Source organism: Listeria booriae (assembly GCF_000766865.1).
GTDB classification, from domain to species: domain Bacteria; phylum Bacillota; class Bacilli; order Lactobacillales; family Listeriaceae; genus Listeria_A; species Listeria_A booriae.
The window spans coordinates 197,926-215,008 of the sequence record NZ_JNFA01000025.1 but is presented as its reverse complement, the minus strand read 5'-3'; the positions used below and the strand labels follow the sequence as shown (position 1 = coordinate 215,008).

The following is a 17,083-nucleotide window of genomic DNA, read 5'->3' as shown; positions in this document are numbered from 1 at the left end:
CACCCGTGACTCAGGCTTGTGTAAACGCTACATTATGGAGTATAATACAATTATGAGCAAAAGCAAGCCACCCTAAAATCGAAAGGAAAGATTTTTGATGAAAAATATCGTATTAGTATGTGCGGCAGGAATGTCCACAAGTTTATTAGTAACAAAAATGCGTCAAGCAGCAGAAGCAAAAGGAATGGAAGCAAACATTGACGCGTATTCCATTTCCGAAATTAACGGACTAATTGACACAGCAGACGTAGTATTGCTTGGACCACAAGTTCGTTACCAAAAGTCAACAGTTGATAAATTAGCTGAGCCAAAAGGCGTTCCAGTGGATGTTATCGACATGACAGCTTACGGTACAATGAATGGTGAAAAAGTATTAGCTCACGCTTTGAAATTAATGGGCGAAGAGTAAATCAAATAAATGAAGCAGGAGTTATGAGTGGCATCCGCCATTTGTGACTCTTGTTTTTTTGTGCTTTGAAAAGAAAATAAAGATGGGCGATTTGAGACAGGTTTGGACATGAAATATCGGTTATACTCGTTCTTGTAAGTAGCAATAAAAAAAGAGGAGAGAATGAGATGACAATTGGCTTAGTTTTGGATTGGTTGAACATTTTAGATTTTAAAGAAGACGAAGATGTGGATTACACGCAAGCATTTAGACGAGCAGTAGCGGCGATAGAAGCTAGACAAGGGGGCGTGTTGTACATTCCGAGCGGCACCTATGAAGTACGGCCGAATCCTGCACTACCACTGTGCAGCAACTTAACAATTATCGGTGATGGCGCACAATCTATCGTCAAAATCGCAGACGGAACGGGAGCATATAAAGTTATTTTTGGTCAGGAATCATCGACAGAAGCTCGTGTGGAAAGCGTTTATTTTGAACGTTTTACGATTGATCAAAACCCGACTGGGAACCCAGTACCCTCATCTAATGGAGTATCACAATTTGCCTTTTCATTAAAGAATTTCAGCAAGGTTCATTTTCGTAAGATGGAGTTTAATCCGACAACGGGGGCGAATGCGATTTGTTGCAATGCTTCGAGAGGGAGCTATGTGGATACAACTTGCCATGATGTGACAGTGGAACAATGCCGTTTTTACCGTAAAAGTCCAAACGGTGTTTATGTGGATAACTCCGCGGTTTACCTCAATTGCCCTGGAAGTATCGTGAGCAACAATAAATTTTTTGCAGAGGGCAATGAAACCATTAAGGCGCGCGGTTGTATTGAGACGCATGGTGGGAAAAGTGTTGTCTCGGGAAATTATTCCGAGGGTTATGCGACAGGCGTAAACGCGGCGAGTCGCGAATGGGGAAGAGATTCGGCGAACGGAGAGCCAGTCAGCCTGACACCGTCAAATATCACGATTACAGGAAATACTTTCACAAAAGTCAAAAAAGGAATTCAACTCTGGGTCAATCATCCAGAAGATAATACAGTTCCAGCGTTGACAGAGGCAGAATGGGAAGCGCACACAGAAGAAATCTCATTAGATAACGTTGTGATTAGTGACAATACGATTACCGTCGATGTATCAGATTACACGACGAGCCCGGCGAATTATTATGGAATTTCTTTGGCGGGAGATTATCAAGGGAATCGCTGGCTGCATAACATTTCGATTGGTACCAATAACATCATTTTTACAGGAAAAAGCGGGACAACCGTTGATGTGGAAGAAGGCATCGTGCCTGCGGATTTTAAGAGCAGTTATGGTATTGCCTTTTTGTTGCCGATTCATTTAGGTAATATTTCGATTCATAACAACTTGATTTCTAACACACCACTTAGCGGGATTTATTTAGGAAGGTTGAGCAATGGCGGGACTTCAAAGGTAAGCAATGTGCAGGGGATTAAGATTAACGATAATATTTTGACTAATTGTGCTTATTTGAAACAGCCGCCAAGTACGACGAGTTTTATTGATTTGCGTGGCAATATATTGGGGGCTAGCATTCAAGGGAACTTGATGAATGATAAATTTGATGTGGAAAAGGCAAGTTATGCAATTCGTCTGACACCGAGCCCTGGGAAAGATATTTATATTCGGAATAATGTAGTGACGACTAAACAACAAGTGACGCAGATTAAAAACTTGATTTCGGCGGGGTATGAGGGCACGGTTAGGGCTTGATATAAAAAATAAGGACAGTAGTAATATCTGCGTGCAGATATTACTGTCCTTATTGGGTTTGGCGTCTTGGTATGGCGTCTTCGAAATCCGGCCTCACGCGCCAACCCTTCGGAGCTTTCACATCCTCCACAAAAACCAAAAGAGGGTTTTTATTGCGGATGCTCCAGTTTCTGTCAGAGTTAAACGGGCGCGTTCGGCACTTTAATTAAAATTTAGCTGCTAGTTCTGCTGCCTTCTCTACACCGGCTGCGATTAGGTCTTGGGCTTGGTCTGGGGTTGCGTTGTGGCCTTCTACGATGATTGATTGTGGGTTTGTGATGCCGAAATGTGCTAGTATGTTTTTTACGTAGTTAAGGGACATTTCCCAGCTTGCCATTGGGCCGTCTGAGTATACGCCGCCACGTGCGTTTAGTAGGACAACTTCTTTGCCTGTTACAAGACCTACTGGGCCTTCAGCTGTGTATTTGAATGTTTTGCCTGCTTGGTTTAAGTAGAATAGGTATGTTAAGAATTGTGCTGGGATGCTGAAGTTCCAAAGTGGGAACGCCATAACTACTTTGTCTGCTGCTAGGAATTGCTCTAAATAGCCATTCGCAATGTCAGCTAAGCGTTGTTCTTCGTCTGTTAATGTATCGCCTGTTGATTCTTTGAAAAGTCCGCTCATCATTGTTGCATCATAGTAAGGTAGATCTGCTTGGAACAAGTCCAATTCTGTAATTGTGTCTGCTGCGTTGCTTGCTTTATAGTTTTTCAAAAATTCCTCATATAATTTCACACTCACGGAACGCTCCGCTGGTAAACCATTTGCTTTAATAAATAATACATTTGCCATTTTATAAATTCCTCCAATTAATATGTGTTTTAATACTTTTTTAGTTTAGCGCATATTATTTTACACTTCAAGTAATATGCTTACAAAAAATTAGTTTGTTATTAAAAATAAGTGAAAGCGTTTTCGTAAACAAAACTTATAAAATTATGCTAAAATAAAGGAGAAATGGGGTGTTGTCATGGAATTACGAGAAATAAAGGATTCCGAAATTGGGAAAATTAAAGAACTACGCGATTATGCGTTTCGCTTTCCAGCATCCGGAGGCGAGGCAGACTTTCAATATTGGGCAGAAAATGCAAGACGATTAGGACTTTTTTACGGAGAACATTTGTTAGCGCAAGTTTTGACATATCCGTTAGCAGTATCGATTTTAGGGGAGCGTTTTTCAATGGGAGGCGTGGCTTATGTGGCGAGCTTTCCAGAATATCGCAACGCTGGGTTGATTCGCCAGTTGATGGAGGCGTCGCTTGAGCAAATGCGGGACAACGGGCAAATCGTGTCTTACTTAAGCCCGTTCTCGATTCCGTTCTACCGCAAGTTCGGCTACGAAGTATTCACAGAAAAAGTGGAGCTTGAAATCCCAGCACACGCGTTGCCAGACATGGGGACAGTGCCGGGTCGAGTAATGCGAATGACGAGCGATGACGGCACGGGGATTTCTGTCGTTCGGGAACTCTACAACCGATTCGCCTTAACGAAAAAAAGTGGCATGATGATGCGCGACGACGCTTGGTGGTTGCGAATGGCACGCCGGAAATATACGAAAGAAATCGCTGTGTATTGCGATATGAACGGCACGACGATGGGTTATATGTTGTTCACACTAGACCATGAAGTATTTAAAATTCACGAGCTAGTAGCACTAAATTACGAGGCAGAGAAAGGACTTTGGCGTTTTGTAAGTTCACACAACATGATGGTAGACCGCGTTGTCGCGAAAAATGTTGGTTCCTTGCGTGACATCGCCCTTGCTTTCCCATCCCCAGACTTCCAAAAACAAGAAATATTGGATTTCATGATGCGAATCGTGGACGTTCAAGCCTTTTTAGAGAAGTACCGCTTTGTCAATCGCTCAGAAACCGTGCTTTATGTGGAAGTAGAAGACGAGACTGCGCCTTGGAATGAAGGACTTTTTGAAATACGAGGAAGCATGGTGCGCCGCGTCGAAAAGCCAGAAGGTGCAGGCGTGCTATCAATTACGATTCAAGGCTTAGGACAAATGATGATGGGCTTTGTGCGACCACGAGACCTCGTTTACTACGAAAAAGCCCAAGCCAGTGAAATAACCATCGAAGCCTGGGAAAAAGTAATCCCCCACATGCGCAGCGATTTTTATGACGCGTATTAAATAAAAAACTGGATTTTTCGAAAAAAATGCATTAGAATGGAACTTGTAATTATTCAAGCCAAGCCGTTTAGGCCTGCCACAACAACATTGCATTTTGGGGAAATACCCAAGTCCGGCTGAAGGGGACAGACTCGAAATCTGTTAGGCGGTTCCGGCCGCGCCGGGGTTCGAATCCCCGTTTCTCCGCTTAGAAAGAACGGAAAACACTGTAGATCGCTGTGTAAGATGCGGTTTATGGTGTTTTTTAATTTTGTTGAATATTGTTTGATAAAAAAATTAATAGTAGAAAGATATTATTAAGATTTCTAAAAGTATTTGCTATAGTGTTATTTCAACACTTTTAATGATATTAACTAAGATGTAGCCATTTAAATTAAGAAAATTGAATCCAAATACATCAGGGCAATTTTAGGATTGCATAGAGGGGAATAATATTGAAATTTCTATTTATCGATATGGATAATTGAATAAGAATTTATTTGTAAGAGCTTATGAGATATGACTTGTTAATTATACTCATAAAGAAATTTGTAAAATGAAACATCGTGGCAAAAGGACTAGTAACTAACTTATGAGGTATATTTCTTAATAAAAGTCTGCTAATGATGAGTGTTGCATTTATAGATTTTGATATAGTGGTTTTTCCATATATATCAAGCATTTGAGAATTTAAATTTTTTTTGATATAGTTGACTTTAGGAAACGAAAAAATGATTGTTACTTAGGGAAAAAGAGGCCCAAATTTTTAATGAGGGATTATAAATTTGAGGATGGTTATTATGAAATTGTATGATATTGATATTAGAAATGAAGTGAAGAAAAGACTAAATGGTTATAAGGATTGTGCAATTTTAGAGGAAGTGAAGACTTCTTCTGGCCATGCAATAGCTGACGTGGTTGCTGTAAATGGACATATCAACGCTTACGAGATAAAGAGCGACAAGGATTCTTTAACTAGATTGTCTGGTCAAGTTAAGCAGTATGATGAAAATTTTGAGCGAAATATTATTGTTGTAGGAGAAAAATATGAAAAATCTATTGATAGTAAGGTTCCTGATTACTGGGGAATAATAGTTGCTAGTAATTATAATGGGAAAGTAAGACTCTCATATAAACGACAAGCAAAGCTAAATCCAAATATAAGTTTTTTTGCTTTCTTAGACCACTTATCAGCCAAGGAGTTGCGTAGCGTAGTAGTGCAAAATGATTTTCTTTTTGCACGGATAGAACTGGAAAAGAAAGATATAAACCGTCTCTTTAAACAAGATTTAATCGTGAAAATTGAATCAAAGATATCTAAAAAGGAAAAACAAATTGTAAAACGAATTGTAAGAGAAACAATAAAAGGAAGAACCTAGGTTCTTCCTTTTATTGTTTCTCTTATTTGAGGTTCACTGAAATGTGCCTGTTAATACCGTAAGCTGCCCAAGTAGCCGCATTGCCTCTATTTTGTTGTGCGTCATGTACCTCTTGTATCTGAGTATCGGCCCAACAGTATAATGGATCAAAATCTGGGTTTGAATTAACGATATCAGAACAGACTTTGAAAAACTCGTAATTACCGCGTCGCTGTCCATTCCTAAAGAAATCAATATTATCATCTGTTGTATATTTTATTTGTACAACAGGCGTTATAGGTGCCGGATCAGATGGTATGGGGTGAACGACAGTATAGTCCCCATAATGTAAGTGGACATCAGATTCTACTTTCGAAGATAAGGTTTGAAGTAGCTTCTTTTCTATACGCTCAAGGCGATAATTTTCTGTTACTTTCACAGGTATCGTTTTCTTTATGGCACCGCTTACAATGAATGCGTGATAGTCGGAGCTAAGTTCATTTAATAGTTCAAGTAGATGAGTTGCAGAATCCCCTTGATCTTCGGACTCAATATATTCAAAATCAAAAACAAGATTTAAGGGGAGCGAGCTTATGTTTGCTTTAGCCCACTGTATAAAAAATGCATTTAACTTTGTCTTGTCAATTCTAGCAAAATTAATATCCTCTATTTCAGGTGCACTTAAAATAACATCGATAGGATACAGAATATTAAAGTGTGATAATTCTGGCAAGGATGAGATAATATTTTTAAGTTCTAAAATCTCATCAACGCCTAGGTTTCTCACATCAATTAAAGTTTTCTCTGAATAAATGGATGCAAGCTTTTTTAGAACATCATCGTCATAATCATCTACAATAAAAGTTGGTAGGAAGTTGTCTACAATATTTTGATCTAGCATGCTTACAGCTTTTCTTTCGCCTTGTTTGTTTTTCAATATTGACATGTACATTCTCTCACCTCATAAATTTTATTTTTTTAATATAGTTAATTTGATTAGATAACATTCAAGGGAATCATCTCCTTCCAAATACTAGTATACTATAAAATAGTCTGGATGAATATATATTCCTATAAAAATAATAATAGTGGAGAGCTGACGAATGCTATAAGGCAACTTGGAATTGGAAACAACCTAATTATTTTATAGACAGAAAAAGAAAATATTACAATAGATTGTGTTCAAAGGAAATAATAACGAATGTAGCAATGAAGAAAGCGCAGATTTTACGAAAAGTCGATTTGGCTTATCATTTCTAATACATAAATGCTATAATCGCATTACCATTGACTTAATCTAATCTCGAATGTTTGGGTATTCTTTATTAGGAGGCTATGCGGTCTGTTAACGCTAATGGAACCAACCATGTTCTTCATAGAGGCTTTTTAAGATAGATTTTATCTGCTAATCCAAATTATTATGCTTCTGTAATTTTATCAAAATTAATTCCGGTGCACTTTTATGATATGATATATATGGGAAAATGATAGCTAGTTTAAATCGGGAGTGAATATTATTATAACAATTATTGGGATGTTTTCACTAAATGCTAAAGCTGATTGTATTAATTAAAAATATAGGTTCACAGGATTTTTAGAATGTATTCCACGATTCAAGTGAAAATTACAAACAATTATGTTCATATTATCACAAAAAAATTACGCTCTAAAGAATTAGTACGTACTAGTTAAAAAGATATTAAAGCGATATTTTACCATAAATTTTATACATAATGGAGGACTATACATGAAAAAAGTAATGACGGTTTTATTATGCGTGTTGTTGTCAGTAACAGCGACAATCGCAATTCTATTCTTCGTAGGAATGCTGGATAATACTGAGGAAAATCAAACCCAGATCAGTAAAAACGAACAAAAAAATCCTCAACAAGCCGAAAATAAATTTAATCAATTACCAGATAAACTACAGGCTTTATTAATAGCAACTGCGATTGACGAAAGAAGCATACCTCCAATTAATGGCGTCACCGTGTATTACAATGAAGACAGCGACTATACGCTTATAAATGTCCATTCGGGAGCTGGTGTCGGGCATCCAATTTATCTTTTGACGAAGAAAGAGAATGTGATTACTCCGATAAAATCCGTTGTCTATCAGGGTGTAGACGGTTACGAAAAAGCAGAGATCAAAACCAATCCAATCTCTAAAAATGAGCTTTACGCACAATACATTGCAGATAAATACTTATACGATACTGCATTAGAAAAAACAGAACAGAATCTAGACTTAACACTAGCCGATTTCAATGAAAAATATGCCTCTACTTATAGCGATAATACAATAGACACCACCAAATTATCAGAAGAACAAGTAAAGAAGTGGGTCAATGCCATTATGCAAAATCGGTTTGAAAACCATGTTTTGAAAGAGTTCCCATACACAATCAGTATTTCACTAGACGAAAATAGGCATGTTAAAGCACAGATAAATGTTGCCAATTCGGAAGATGCTGGCGATAGTGTGGGTTATTTTAAAATTAACGATAAAGGCCAGTTGGTTGAACCTGTACTTGGTGCGGATTACGATGAGGTCATTGCCACAGAGTACATGCAAGTTGAGAATTTCTAGCAAACAAAAAACACACTATAAACCATTCGTCTACAATGTGTCTAATTCACTATATCTTATCAAAAGCACTATGATACAAATCCTCCGCCCAATCACACCAGGCGAGTTCTTCCCTACAAATATCATCACGACGCTTCACAATCAGGTAACGCCCAAATGAATTGCGCCATTCTTCTTTGCGGGTGGGGTCATTTTGCAATGCTTCTAGTTCTTCGAGTTTCGGTTTGTTAATCGAGGCTCTTTTTTTGTAGTGTCTGCGGCGGTCGTTGAATAATTGGATGACGGTGCTTTTGTCCATCAGTGCGATGACGTAGATTTTGGCTAGGAATTCATCGCGGTTGATTGGTTCTGGGGTGTCTTCTAATACCCATTCGCTGACGGCTTCGATGCCTTTTTGAGTGAGCGAGTAGGTTTTTTTCGTTGTTTCTGTGTCTGCTTCGAATTCCACGTAGTTCTGGGTTTCAAGCTTGCCAAGGACGGTGTAAATCTGACTGTGGTGCGCTTGCCAGAAAAGCTCCATATACTGTTTTAATTCATAGCCCGTGCAAGGTTTCCGCGCTAACATGCAAAGTAGGACATAACTTAGCGTATTCAATCTAAATCCCTCCAACACATCATTTATTCGTTTAGTATAACATATTCTTTTCTAAAATACATGTTAAAATATATATGTCAATATTGACATAACGGTAAGTTTAGGCGTATACTTTTAACGAGGCAATTTAAAAACAGGAGTGGTAAACGTGGTAGAAGGAAAAATAGAACTAAAAGAAAAGGATGGCATTTTGAAAAGTTTGCTACACCAACCAAAACCAGTATGGGCAGTGGCTTTTTCATGTGTTGTAGCCTTTATGGGGATTGGATTAGTCGATCCGATTTTAAAATCAATTTCAGAGCAATTGCATGCAACGCCTGCACAAACATCGTTATTATTTACGAGCTATATGTTGGTGACGGGCATTGTCATGCTATTTACAGGCTATATTTCAAGCCGAATCGGAGCAAAATTAACATTGCTCATTGGACTCGTTGTCATTATTATTTTCGCAACGCTTGGCGGGCTTTCACAGTCTGTAGGGCAACTCGTAGGATTGCGGGCTGGCTGGGGACTCGGAAATGCGCTCTTTATTTCGACAGCACTAGCGACAATTATCGCGGTTAGTTCGGGCGCAACGGAAAAAGCGATTATTATGTATGAAGCGGCGATGGGACTCGGCATGTCTGTTGGACCGTTGCTTGGCGGCGCGCTCGGTAGTATTACATGGCGAGCACCGTTTTTCGGGGTGGCGACGCTGATGGCGATTGGATTCGTAGCGATTATTATGTTACTTGAACCAATTCCAAAGCCAAAAGTGAAATCAAAATTCTGGGGTTCTTTGATGGCATTGCGACACAAAGGCTTGTTGGTCACAGGTTTGACGGCATTATTTTATAATTTTGGATTCTTTACATTACTCGCTTATTCGCCATTTTTGATGGAAGGATATAGCGCGATTCAAGTTGGATTAGTATTTTTTGGTTGGGGTGTGTTGCTCGCGATTTCGTCTGTTTTCGTGGCGCCGCGATTGGAAGAAATATGGGGAACGAAGGCTGTTATGATTGGTGCGCTTGCCTTTTTTGCGATTGTTTTGATCGTTATGGGTGTTGGCGCGAATCATAGTATGGTGATTTCGGTTTGTATTGTGATTGCAGGGTTTTTCCAAGGGATTAATAATACGTTGATTACGTCGGCGGTCATGGTTGTTTCGCCAGTGGAGCGCTCGACAGCATCTTCGGCGTACAGTTTTATTCGGTTCACAGGTGGTGCGATTGCGCCGTGGCTTGCCGGAAGTTTAGCTGTTTGGTTTAATCCGCACGTGACGTTTTATGTCGCAGGACTCGCTGTTATTATCGGCATTTTAGTGTTATTCATCGGCCGCAAAGCCTTGGTAGCACTTGATTAATTGGAGGGGATAGAAATGAAACTCGCAGTATTACTCGCAGACGATCAACTATCGACAAAAATCTTAGAAAAAACAATCGGGCTATGCCAAGCGTTCGCAGAAGCTCCAGAAATCACGCTAATTCACGTCATCAATGCTAGAGCCATCGCGGAAGATGTCGAAGTTGGCGCGGATGTTGAGGGCAATCTGGCGTTTGATGCTGAAAAACTAATTGCTGAAAAAGGAGCCGTACTCGAAAAAGCGGGGATCTCTTATAAAACGGCCATCTTAAACGGCTTTCCAGCAAAAGAAGTAAATCGATACGCAAAAGAAAAGGCGCTGGACATGATAATTATGGGTCATCACGATCTTTCGCTCGTCCAGAAAGTCACGATTGGCAGTGTTGCTAACAAAGTAGTACAACAAGCGGAATGCCCAGTATTGCTTATTAAATAAATGAAAAGCGTCGCGCGAACTGTTCACGTGACGCTTTTTTTATTGACATGAAATGCATTTCATCTGCTACAATTCTGGGTAGAAAGGGTGGTAAACAAGATGACGATTAAGATGATTGCGGTGGACATGGATGGAACGTTTTTAAACAGCGAGAAGAAGTATAATGTGGCTCGATTTAATACGCTTTTTTCACGACTAAAAGATAAGGATATCAAATTTGTAGTGGCAAGTGGAAATCAATATTTTCAGCTGCGGTCTTTTTTCCCGGATACGTACCAGGACATCACGTTTGTGGCTGAGAACGGCGCGAACATTGTGATGGGGGACACGCCGTTTTACAATGCGGAATTGGATGACGACACGATACAGCAAACGCTAACAATCGTTGAGGAATTAGAGCCGACTAACTTGATTGTTTGCGGGAAAAATAGTGCCTATATTTCCGAGCAAATTTCTGATAAGGCGTATAAAAACGCTAAATTTTACTACCATCGATTGAAGAAAGTCAGCAATTTACACGATATTACAAAAGAAAATGATGCGATTTTCAAATTTGCGCTTTCTTACACGATGGACAACGCGGCAGAGAAATTGGCTAGTTTGCAACGTTCTTTAGGCAACATCCTCGTGCCTGTTTCTAGCGGTCATGAAGATATTGATTTAATCATTCCTGGTGTTCATAAATACAATGGCCTCGTACTTCTAGGCGAAAAATGGGGAATTAAAGACGACGAAATAGCGACTTTTGGCGATAGTGGCAACGATTTGGAAATGCTGCAACATACGACGCACAGTTACGCTATGCAAAATGCACAAGAAAACGTGAAAAATGCCGCGAACACTATCATTGGCTCAAATGATTCAGAAGCCGTTTTAGATACAATCGAATCTTTTATTCTTGATTAAACTGATCTAAAAATGCCAAAGCTTGTTTGTAGGCGGGCAAACCAGCATCTGTATTTTTATCAAAATCGTGTTCTAAATCGCGCACGGTGTAAAGTTCGTTTTCAAATGTTGTTTTTGCGAGTTTCTCGGCTTCGCTGTATGGCACGTCTTGATCGGTCGTGCTATGCGCTATAAACACGGGCGGCAAAAAGCTGAAATCACGCATTTCTTCCAGGCAAAACGCATCTAAATCAGCCGCATCGGCAGAACCAAATACTTCATCCAGCCATTTCCCAGTTTGGCGACAATAAATGTAGAGGGCATACCGTTTTTCAATGAAGCCTTCTGTCAATTCTTCCTGACCTACCAGCGCATCCTTCAAATCAGCGGGAATCGTTGGTAGTTTTGCATAATGGGCGCTCGGTGTTTGGTACCAGTCCGCGCGAATCGACGGATAGCCGTAGAACGATAACACTGCGTCCGCATTTGGTAACGTCGCATCAGCCGCCAGTTGAAGCGCCAAATAAGCACCAGCAGAACGTCCAAAAAGCACAAAGGCATTCGAAACCCCAAACTCCGCGCGTGCATTCGCTTCAAACCATAGAATCGCATCTTGCGCATCTTCATAAATACCCGGCAATTTCGTTTCCGGCGCCAACCGATAATCGACCGCAAAAAAGTGATAACCCGCCTCTAAAAACAGATTTCGATACGCTTCCGGTAAATCATTTCGCAGTCCCCAAATCAGACCACCACCATGAAAATAAATAATTGTTTTTGTTGCGTCAGAACGCGGGCTTTTGTAGAAATCGCCTTTTAGTTCGACGTTATTTTTTTTCGCAAAAATGACTGTTTGCAATGGAATCCACTCCTTTTTCAGATGGGAAAAGCGTAACATAGGTTTGCTGAAATCTCAACTGGTTGGCGATTACGAACAAAACAAAGCCGCAATGCTATACTAAATACAAGCTGTATAATCATTGTTAACAATTTTAAGGGTCCGATTGGTCATAATGAACAAATCACCTGTTGGTCTTTTATCGCTTTTAAACGATGCAATCAAAACGTAAAACGCTTACACTTTGGTAGTAGATAAAAATGAAATAAAATCGCAAGGAAGGGTGGACTTTTAACAATGGACAAAATATATCAAGATGTAGCAGAAAACGTAACATGGCTTTCTAGTATCGGCGCTGATCCAACTGGGGGAACAACGCGTTTGCTTTACTCGGATTCGTGGGTAGAAGCGCAAAACGGCGTGAAGCAAAAAATGGACGAGGCTGGCTTTACAACGTATTTCGACGACATCGGCAACTTGTTTGGGCGTGTAGAAGGCTCTACATATAAAGACGAAACAATTATGTCTGGTTCGCACATTGATACTGTTGTCAACGGCGGAAAATTAGACGGTCAATTCGGGGTTTTAGCAGCATACTTGGCGATTAAATATTTGAAAGAAAAACACGGACAACCACTTCGCAATCTAGAAGTTATTTCGATGGCAGAAGAAGAAGGTAGCCGTTTCCCGTATGTTTTCTGGGGAAGCAAGAACTTCTTTGGGCTAGCAAACAAAGACGAAATGACAGATGTGGCTGATTTTGAAGGTGTGAAATTCACGGATGCTATGCGCGGCGCAGGATTTGATTTCCGCGATGAAACAAAACCGTTACGCGATGATATTAAAGCGTTTGTCGAAATTCATATCGAACAAGGAAACGTATTGGAAAACGAAGGCAAAGCAGTAGGTGTTGTAAACAGCATCGCTGGCCAACGTCGCTACACAATCGTGCTAAACGGCGAATCCAATCACGCAGGAACAACACCGATGGGCTACCGCAAAGACACGGTTTACGCATTCAGCAAAATCGTGACGCAATCCATCGACAAAGCGAAGAAATTAGGCGATCCACTCGTACTCACATTCGGAAAAGTGGAGCCAAAACCAAATACAGTCAATGTCGTACCAGGCGAAACATTGTTCACAATGGACTGCCGCCACACTGACAAAGAAGTTTTGCATAGCTTTACAAAAGAAGTGGAACAAGACATGAAAGACATTTGCGCAGAAATGGGTATCGATATTTCGATTGATTTATGGATGGACGAAAACCCAGTTCCGATGGATCCACACGTTGTTTCCGTATTGGAAAGCGTTTGTGAAAAAGAAGGATTGAACTACCGCGTCATGCACAGTGGCGCAGGTCATGATTCACAAATTTTTGCACCACGCGTTCCAACGGCGATGTTCTTCGTGCCAAGTATCGGCGGTATTAGCCACAATCCAGCAGAAGATACAAAAACAGAAGACTTAGTAGAAGGTGTCAAAGCATTAACTGAAGCGCTATATGAGTTAGCGTATAAATAGGGAGTGGACAAAATGGAAAACGAAACAGCAACAATGAAAAAGGGGCTCCAGTATTGGCAGCAAATCATCATTATTTTATGTTTAGGTTGGGTTGTCATCTGGATTTATCGTAGTGTTTTAACGCCGATTTTCCCAGAAATGCAACAAACAATTGGACAGCATTCAGATGCGGAGATGGGGCTAATCGCCAGTTTCTACTTCTTTGCTTATACCGGAATGCAGATTCCAGCAGGTATTTTAGTTGATAAGTTCGGTAAAAAAGTCGTACTAATTCCAGGTTTCTCTCTGTTCGCGATTGCTGCAATTATTATCGGAACAGCGCAAAACTTGCCAATGATTTATTTAGGAAGCTTGCTAGCAGGTCTAGGCTGTGGTTCTTACTACGGTTCAGCATACTCTCTTTCCTCTGAAAATATCCCACCAGAAAAACGTGGTCTTTCCACTGCAATCATCAATAGTGGTTCCGCGCTTGGTATGGGGATTGGGTTAATTGCCTCCAGCCTTCTCGTGAAATCGGTGGGAATGAACTGGCAAATCATGCTTTTCATTATCGCAGGATTGATCGTTGTAATGATCTTTGTTTTTGCAAGTGTTATTAAAAGCTCGCCAAAAGTAGATCGCACAGCGGTTGTTAAAGAAAAAGCCGCACCAAAAGAAAAAGCACCAATCAAAAACTTGTTTACAGGTCGCATGATCGCGTCGTATATTCTTTATTTCGCAACGTGTTACGGTTACTACATGGTGGTGACGTGGTTGCCATCTTTCCTACAACAAGAACGTGGTTTCCAAGGCGTTGCAATCGGATTTTCTTCTGCCTTAGTTGCCTTCTCGGCGATTCCAGGAGCACTATTCTTCAGCCGGATGTCTGATAAATTCCGCACGAAAAAAGTTCGCTTTATCATTGGTCTAACAGTTGCCGCAGCGTTAATGTTGATGCTAACTGTACTAGCGCCAACATCAGGTATTCTACTTGTCGGCCTGATTCTTTACGGATTGCTAGGTAAATTAGCCGTAGAACCAATCTTGATTTCCTACGTAGCAGACAGCGCGCCGAAAAAAGGATACGGTACTTCCTTCGGGGTATTTAACTTCTTCGGTATGAGTTCATCGGTCATCGCACCATTCCTAACAGGTGTTATTTCCGACTCCACAGGTTCGAAAGTAATGGGCTTCTATATTTCAGCAATCATCCTAGTCATCGGAGCCGTTGTTTTCCTAATTGCTAATATTAGAAGCAAAAAAATAGCGTAAAAAAATAACGGAATCAGTGTCTGATAACGCTGGTTCCGACTATATTTATTAAGAGAAAAGCGAGGTTTTTAAGATGGGTTACAGAAATAAAAATACGGGTTATGTGAATGATATTTTGGCATCACGTTCTGTGATTAAGCGTGCAAATTATGCGATTATCCCGCCAGACGGTTTAGTTAACAATTCGATTCCTGGTTTTGAGAACTGCGAATTATCGATTTTAGCAACACCGAAACTCGGCGCAACATTCGTTGATTATATTATTACATTGCTTGATGGTGGCCAAAACAAAGCAGGATTTGGCGGCGAAGGCATTGAGACATTTTTCTATTGCTTAGAAGGTAAAATCACAGTTTGGGCGGACGACGCAGAACATACGCTAGAAGCAGGCGGCTATATTTATTGCCCAGCAGGCGTTATTTTGAAATTTGCGAATAGTAATGGTGGTGCAAACAGCGAAGCATTCCTTTACAAGAAGAAATACGAAGCGGTGGCAGGTTACGAAACACATGTCGTTGTAAATAACGTGGCGAACCTTGAAAAAATCGCTTACGAAGGCATGAAAGACGTTATTTTGCAAAACTTATTGCCAGCAGATTTAGGTTTTGATATGAACTTCCATATTTTAAGTTTCGAGCCAGGTGCTTGTCACGGTTATATTGAAACGCATTATCAGGAACACGGTGCGTATATGTTATCAGGCGAAGGCGTCTACAATCTGGACAACGAATGGGTGCCAGTGAAAAAAGGAGATTATTTATTCATGGGTGCGTATGTGCCACAAGCAACGTATGCCGTCGGACGTGGCGAAGCGTTTAGTTACTTGTATTCTAAAGACTGTAATCGCGATCCACAATTATAAGAAAGTAGGGAATTGGTGTGAAAGAGCCACAAATGATTCGAGTAAGAAAACATGATTTACACGATTTAATTCAAAAGAAACTAGAAGCAGCAGGACTTTCAGAAGAACATGCGGATGGCGTAGCGGATTCATTAGCGTTCGCTGACGCGCGCGGAATTCACTCACATGGAGCGGTTCGCGTAGATTATTATGCAGAACGTATCGCAAAAGGTGGCACGACGCTTGATCCGAAGTTTGCATTTAATAAGACGGGACCAAGTTCTGGCGTTTTTGAAGCTGATAACGGTGTTGGGCATGTCGCGGCACGCAAGGCGATGGACGAAGCGATTCAGTTAGCGCAGGAAACGGGTGTCGGGATTGTCGGCGTGCATGAAATGGGACATAGCGGGGCGCTAGCTTATTTTGTAAAACAAGCGGCAGACCAAGACATGGTTGCGATTTCGGTTTGTCAGTCTGATCCGATGGTTGTGCCGTTTGGTGGGGCTGAGCCTTATTTTGGAACGAACCCAATTGCGTTTGCAGCGCCGCGTGCGGACGGTGAGCCTGTTATTTTTGATATGGCGACGACGGTTCAAGCGTGGGGTAAAATTTTAGATGCGCGCTCGAAAGGTGTGGAAATTCCGCCAACATGGGCAGTGGACGCGAACGGGGAACCGACGACGGACCCTGATCAGGTGAATGCGTTGTTGCCAGTTGCTGGACCAAAAGGGTACGGCTTGATGATGATGGTAGACATTTTATCTGGTATTTTGCTAGGGCTTCCATTTGGTAAACGGGTGTCATCGATGTACACAGATTTGACGACAGGACGTAACTTGGGCCAATTGCATATCGTGATTAACCCGGCGTTCTTCACGTCTTTGAAGGAATTTAAAGAAAATATCGCGCAAATGGTGAACGAACTGCATGCGACAAAACCAGCGCCAGGATTCGACAAAGTGCTTTATCCAGGCGAATTAGCAGAGCTTGTCGAAACAGACTATGCAGACGCAGGTATACCGATTGTGAAAGATGTATATGACTACTTGATTAGCGATACAGTCCATTTCAATCAATACGACCACGCCGGACTTTTCGCAAAACAAGAGTAGAGATAAGA

At 40.8% G+C, this 17,083-nt stretch carries 16 protein-coding genes and 1 tRNA gene; 13 read left to right on the top strand and 4 right to left on the bottom strand.

What is annotated here, in order from left to right:
• Positions 1-97: 97 nt before the first annotated feature.
• The gene (locus EP57_RS12200; protein WP_036087109.1) at positions 98-409 is read left to right on the top strand and encodes a PTS sugar transporter subunit IIB; all 312 of its coding nucleotides are present in this window, start codon (positions 98-100) and stop codon (positions 407-409) included.
• A 167-nt stretch (positions 410-576) separates the two neighbouring features.
• Positions 577-2,136: a right-handed parallel beta-helix repeat-containing protein gene (locus EP57_RS12195; RefSeq protein ID WP_036087108.1), complete on the top strand. Its 1,560-nt coding sequence runs from the start codon at positions 577-579 to the stop codon at positions 2,134-2,136.
• A 205-nt stretch (positions 2,137-2,341) separates the two neighbouring features.
• Here the strand turns inward: EP57_RS12195 and EP57_RS12190 are convergent, their stop codons facing one another.
• Positions 2,342-2,968, bottom strand: coding sequence for an FMN-dependent NADH-azoreductase (locus EP57_RS12190; protein ID WP_036087107.1), 627 nt, complete (start codon positions 2,966-2,968; stop codon positions 2,342-2,344).
• 178 nt (positions 2,969-3,146) lie between these two features.
• Between EP57_RS12190 and EP57_RS12185 the strand changes: the two genes are divergently transcribed.
• The 3 genes from EP57_RS12185 to EP57_RS12175 all read left to right on the top strand — a co-directional run bounded on the left by EP57_RS12185 (position 3,147) and on the right by EP57_RS12175 (position 5,674).
• Positions 3,147-4,316, top strand: coding sequence for a GNAT family N-acetyltransferase (locus EP57_RS12185; RefSeq protein ID WP_036087104.1), 1,170 nt, complete (start codon positions 3,147-3,149; stop codon positions 4,314-4,316).
• A gap of 96 nt (positions 4,317-4,412) precedes the next feature.
• Positions 4,413-4,502 (top strand) — tRNA-Ser (locus EP57_RS12180).
• Between the two features lie 593 nt (positions 4,503-5,095).
• Entirely contained in the window at positions 5,096-5,674 is a 579-nt protein-coding gene (locus EP57_RS12175; RefSeq protein WP_159106431.1) for a sce7726 family protein, read from the top strand.
• A gap of 22 nt (positions 5,675-5,696) precedes the next feature.
• Here EP57_RS12175 and EP57_RS12170 read toward each other — a convergent pair whose 3' ends face one another.
• Complete coding sequence (locus EP57_RS12170; protein WP_159106430.1) at positions 5,697-6,599, bottom strand: beta family protein; 903 nt, start codon at positions 6,597-6,599, stop codon at positions 5,697-5,699.
• Positions 6,600-7,400: 801 nt separating this feature from the next.
• Between EP57_RS12170 and EP57_RS12165 the strand changes: the two genes are divergently transcribed.
• On the top strand, positions 7,401-8,243 hold the full coding sequence (locus tag EP57_RS12165; RefSeq protein ID WP_036087096.1) for a hypothetical protein: 843 nt from the start codon (positions 7,401-7,403) through the stop codon (positions 8,241-8,243).
• A gap of 49 nt (positions 8,244-8,292) precedes the next feature.
• On the opposite strand, the gene EP57_RS12160 is transcribed toward EP57_RS12165, so the two are convergent.
• The gene (locus tag EP57_RS12160) at positions 8,293-8,838 is read right to left on the bottom strand and encodes a PadR family transcriptional regulator (protein WP_036087095.1); all 546 of its coding nucleotides are present in this window, start codon (positions 8,836-8,838) and stop codon (positions 8,293-8,295) included.
• Between the two features lie 148 nt (positions 8,839-8,986).
• Here EP57_RS12160 and EP57_RS12155 point away from each other — a divergent pair, with 148 nt between their 5' ends.
• The 3 genes from EP57_RS12155 (at position 8,987) to EP57_RS12145 (ending at position 11,527) form a co-directional block, all read left to right on the top strand.
• Positions 8,987-10,186: an MFS transporter gene (locus EP57_RS12155; protein WP_241480728.1), complete on the top strand. Its 1,200-nt coding sequence runs from the start codon at positions 8,987-8,989 to the stop codon at positions 10,184-10,186.
• 15 nt (positions 10,187-10,201) lie between these two features.
• Positions 10,202-10,621: a universal stress protein gene (locus tag EP57_RS12150; protein WP_036087093.1), complete on the top strand. Its 420-nt coding sequence runs from the start codon at positions 10,202-10,204 to the stop codon at positions 10,619-10,621.
• A gap of 99 nt (positions 10,622-10,720) precedes the next feature.
• Positions 10,721-11,527 (top strand): Cof-type HAD-IIB family hydrolase, encoded by an 807-nt coding sequence (locus tag EP57_RS12145; RefSeq protein WP_036087092.1) that lies wholly within the window; start codon positions 10,721-10,723, stop codon positions 11,525-11,527.
• On the opposite strand, the gene EP57_RS12140 is transcribed toward EP57_RS12145, so the two are convergent.
• On the bottom strand, positions 11,514-12,365 hold the full coding sequence (locus tag EP57_RS12140; RefSeq protein ID WP_052167673.1) for an alpha/beta hydrolase: 852 nt from the start codon (positions 12,363-12,365) through the stop codon (positions 11,514-11,516). The two genes, EP57_RS12145 and EP57_RS12140, sit on opposite strands and share 14 nt — an antisense overlap.
• Positions 12,366-12,641: 276 nt before the next feature.
• Here EP57_RS12140 and allC point away from each other — a divergent pair, with 276 nt between their 5' ends.
• The 4 genes from allC (at position 12,642) to allD (ending at position 17,075) form a co-directional block, all read left to right on the top strand.
• The gene (gene allC, locus EP57_RS12135) at positions 12,642-13,871 is read left to right on the top strand and encodes an allantoate deiminase (protein ID WP_036087091.1); all 1,230 of its coding nucleotides are present in this window, start codon (positions 12,642-12,644) and stop codon (positions 13,869-13,871) included.
• A gap of 12 nt (positions 13,872-13,883) precedes the next feature.
• Positions 13,884-15,122, top strand: coding sequence for an MFS transporter (locus EP57_RS12130; protein ID WP_114982780.1), 1,239 nt, complete (start codon positions 13,884-13,886; stop codon positions 15,120-15,122).
• Between the two features lie 73 nt (positions 15,123-15,195).
• Positions 15,196-15,984: a (S)-ureidoglycine aminohydrolase gene (gene allE / locus EP57_RS12125; protein ID WP_036087089.1), complete on the top strand. Its 789-nt coding sequence runs from the start codon at positions 15,196-15,198 to the stop codon at positions 15,982-15,984.
• 35 nt (positions 15,985-16,019) lie between these two features.
• A complete protein-coding gene (gene allD / locus EP57_RS12120; RefSeq protein WP_036087263.1) occupies positions 16,020-17,075 on the top strand; it encodes an ureidoglycolate dehydrogenase in 1,056 nt (351 codons plus the stop codon).
• Positions 17,076-17,083: the final 8 nt, after the last annotated feature.

What these genes read in the sequence shown, in the direction of transcription:
- EP57_RS12200 (WP_036087109.1), top strand. Translation starts at nt 98, where the DNA reads ATGAAAAATATCGTATTAGTATGTGCGGCAGGAATGTCCACAAGTTTA.
- EP57_RS12195 (WP_036087108.1), top strand. Translation starts at nt 577, where the DNA reads ATGACAATTGGCTTAGTTTTGGATTGGTTGAACATTTTAGATTTTAAA.
- EP57_RS12190 (WP_036087107.1), bottom strand. Translation starts at nt 2,968, where the DNA reads ATGGCAAATGTATTATTTATTAAAGCAAATGGTTTACCAGCGGAGCGT.
- EP57_RS12185 (WP_036087104.1), top strand. Translation starts at nt 3,147, where the DNA reads ATGGAATTACGAGAAATAAAGGATTCCGAAATTGGGAAAATTAAAGAA.
- EP57_RS12175 (WP_159106431.1), top strand. Translation starts at nt 5,096, where the DNA reads ATGAAATTGTATGATATTGATATTAGAAATGAAGTGAAGAAAAGACTA.
- EP57_RS12170 (WP_159106430.1), bottom strand. Translation starts at nt 6,599, where the DNA reads ATGTCAATATTGAAAAACAAACAAGGCGAAAGAAAAGCTGTAAGCATG.
- EP57_RS12165 (WP_036087096.1), top strand. Translation starts at nt 7,401, where the DNA reads ATGAAAAAAGTAATGACGGTTTTATTATGCGTGTTGTTGTCAGTAACA.
- EP57_RS12150 (WP_036087093.1), top strand. Translation starts at nt 10,202, where the DNA reads ATGAAACTCGCAGTATTACTCGCAGACGATCAACTATCGACAAAAATC.
- EP57_RS12145 (WP_036087092.1), top strand. Translation starts at nt 10,721, where the DNA reads ATGACGATTAAGATGATTGCGGTGGACATGGATGGAACGTTTTTAAAC.
- allC (WP_036087091.1), top strand. Translation starts at nt 12,642, where the DNA reads ATGGACAAAATATATCAAGATGTAGCAGAAAACGTAACATGGCTTTCT.
- EP57_RS12130 (WP_114982780.1), top strand. Translation starts at nt 13,884, where the DNA reads ATGGAAAACGAAACAGCAACAATGAAAAAGGGGCTCCAGTATTGGCAG.
- allE (WP_036087089.1), top strand. Translation starts at nt 15,196, where the DNA reads ATGGGTTACAGAAATAAAAATACGGGTTATGTGAATGATATTTTGGCA.